Origin of the sequence: Vibrio sp. 10N.286.49.C3 (assembly GCF_041469545.1) — a bacterium.
GTDB classification, from domain to species: Bacteria; Pseudomonadota; Gammaproteobacteria; order Enterobacterales; family Vibrionaceae; genus Vibrio; species Vibrio tasmaniensis_A.
This window is the reverse complement of sequence record NZ_JBFRKT010000119.1, coordinates 1-268: the sequence shown is the minus strand read 5'-3', so window position 1 is coordinate 268 and position 268 is coordinate 1. Positions and strand designations below refer to the sequence as shown.

The 268-nt window shown below is 45.1% G+C and carries 1 protein-coding gene; it reads left to right on the top strand.

Annotated features, from left to right (window positions below):
- A partial coding sequence (locus AB4180_RS22775; protein ID WP_372082015.1) for a LysR substrate-binding domain-containing protein occupies nt 1–268 on the top strand: 268 nt, incomplete at both ends.

The window sequence follows — 268 nt, the reverse complement described above, 5'->3', positions numbered from 1 at the left end:
TACTAGAGCAGTTTGATGAGCTCGAAGACCTGGTACAAGACCGTCAAAAAGAACTTTCAGGGACTATCCGGTTAACAGCATCCACAGGCTTTGGCAGCAAAGAGTTGATAGAACCGCTGCTAAGCTACCAAAAGCAGCATCCCGAAGTAAAAGTCGATCTTCGCCTGTCAGACAACCATATTGCGGTCGTGGAAGAGGGCGTCGATATTGCAATAAGGTTTGGTAAGCTGCAAGATTCAAATTTAATGGCACGAAAGCTGAAAGATAT